The sequence below is a fragment of the Actinoplanes sp. NPDC048791 genome, assembly GCF_040650095.1.
GTDB lineage: Bacteria > Actinomycetota > Actinomycetes > Mycobacteriales > Micromonosporaceae > Actinoplanes.
The window spans coordinates 1-1,767 of sequence record NZ_JBEZGQ010001396.1 but is presented as its reverse complement, the minus strand read 5'-3'; the positions used below and the strand labels follow the sequence as shown (position 1 = coordinate 1,767).

Genomic DNA, 1,767 nt, shown 5'->3' with positions numbered 1-1,767 from the left:
CCGCGGTCCGCCGGCTGGTCGAGCGGTACGCCGACATCGACGTGATCCTGCCCAGCCCCCCCAACCCGGCCGTCCGGGCATCGAGATCGTCGGCGTCGCCGGCGAAGACCGCCCGGCGCAGCGCCGGGGTGGTCGCGGCGGCGAGCAGCCGCACACCGCTCACACGGTCACGGCCCCGGACTGCTCGGCCGGCACCCGCTTGGCCAGCCTGTCCAGCAGCGCCGCGAAAGCCAGCCCCAGCGCCGACCACAACGTCACCTGGGTGCCGAGCGAGGCCAGCCGGAACGTCCACAGCAGGCTCGCCGGGAACGTGTCGGGCACCTCGTCGAACGTGGGCAACAGCACGTACCCGATCGCCACCACCACCAGGAAACCGCCCAGCGCCGCCGCCGCCCGCAGCCACTCCGGCGCGCCCGCGCGCAGTGAGCGGGACGCCAGCACCCCGGCCCAGACCGCGACCACCCCGATCACCACGACCGAGAGCCAGCCGATGGTGCGCTGGTTGATCGTCGCGGGATCACCGACCGCGGGCGGATTCGCCGGATACTTCACGAACGGCACCAGCACGATGCCGAGCAGGGCCGCCCCGGCCAGCCCGAAGGCCGCCCGGGAGTCGCTGGAGGTGCGCAACCGCCGGCGCAGCAACGTGTACGCCGTCGCGAGCAACCCGCCCATCGCCACGCCGTACAGGGCCGTGGCCAGGAACAGGCCGCCCTTCTGGCCGGTGCGGGAGACGAGCTCCTCGTCGTGGTGACCGTCGTCGGCCGCGCCCGGGGTCTCCGCGTGGGCCGCGGCTTCCTCGATGGCGATGGCCGCGTCGATCCGGCTCTCCCCGGTGGCGTACGCGAACACGCCCGCCAGCAGACCCGCGATCAGGCCGGCCAGCAGGCCCCGCAGCAGGATGGCGCCGTAGGTGGGGGTGGTGCGGGCCGAGCTCAGTGACACGGCACGCCGAGCAGGTGACGGCCGTCGTGCATGAGCTCGTGCAGGTACATACCGCTCTGCGAGACCGCGCCCTGGTCGAAGGCGACCAGGTAGGCCAGCAGCAGAAGCATGGTGACCGCGCCGACGGCGGTCCAGAGCACCCGCGGTGAGATAGCGGGCGGGTTCAGCGGGCGTACCGACTGAGTGTTGTTCGACATGACTGGGTCAGACCTCCTACCGGGATGACGCGTCCCGTTCAACAGGCCTGCGTACGTGTGAGCGTCCTGACTCACGGAACCCCGCAGGGCTCCGTTCACAGTGGCGCGACCGCACCGGATTCCCACCGGTTTCCCTCACGACGCCGCAGATGGTCCCCACAACCTAGCGGCGAGCGCCGGAACCGGTCAATCGAGCCGGTGCTCACAGCCTCCGGGTCACCGCCGCGGGGCCCGGCTCGGTAACATCCAAGCCGGTCGTGGTGCGGGGGAGTGGCGATGAGGTTGCACAGGGTGACGGCGGCGCTGGGTGCGCTGACCGGGGTGGCCGCCGTGCTGCTGCCGGCCGCGCCCGCCCAGGCCCGGGCCTTCGTCTGCCCCACCCTGCCGGGCCCGGCCAAGGTCAGCGCGGCCAAGCCGTACGAGACGCAGCTGTTCGCCCCGGAACGGCTCGCCCCGTTCGCCACCGGCGCCGGCGTGCGCGTCGCGGTCATCGACTCCGGCGTGGACGCAACCCACCCGCAGCTGCGTGACCGGGTCGCCGCCGGCCGGGACTTCCTGCACGGCGACGCGACCGGGCGCCAGGACTGTGTCGGGCACGGCACGGCCGTGGCCGGTCTCATCGCCG

3 protein-coding genes and 1 riboswitch are annotated in these 1,767 nt (G+C 73.2%); of the genes, 1 reads left to right on the top strand and 2 read right to left on the bottom strand.

Going from position 1 to position 1,767, the window contains the following annotated elements; genetic code table 11:
* Positions 1-159 precede the first annotated feature (159 nt).
* Together AB0C29_RS46720 and AB0C29_RS46715 are read right to left on the bottom strand one after the other, a co-directional pair.
* A complete protein-coding gene (locus AB0C29_RS46720) occupies positions 160-945 on the bottom strand; it encodes a CbtA family protein (RefSeq protein WP_360834605.1) in 786 nt (261 codons plus the stop codon).
* Positions 936-1,142: a CbtB domain-containing protein gene (locus AB0C29_RS46715; RefSeq protein ID WP_360834603.1), complete on the bottom strand. Its 207-nt coding sequence runs from the start codon at positions 1,140-1,142 to the stop codon at positions 936-938. Before AB0C29_RS46715 ends, AB0C29_RS46720 begins: the two co-directional genes overlap by 10 nt.
* 61 nt (positions 1,143-1,203) lie before the next feature.
* Positions 1,204-1,276: riboswitch (cobalamin riboswitch) on the bottom strand.
* Between the two features lie 142 nt (positions 1,277-1,418).
* On the opposite strand from AB0C29_RS46715, the gene AB0C29_RS46710 reads away from it, so the two are divergent.
* Positions 1,419-1,767 (top strand): S8 family serine peptidase (locus AB0C29_RS46710; protein WP_360834601.1); only part of this gene is annotated, 349 nt, incomplete at its 3' end.

Coding starts and splice junctions, on each gene's coding strand:
- AB0C29_RS46715 (WP_360834603.1), bottom strand. CDS start 1,142: ATGTCGAACAACACTCAGTCGGTACGCCCGCTGAACCCGCCCGCTATC.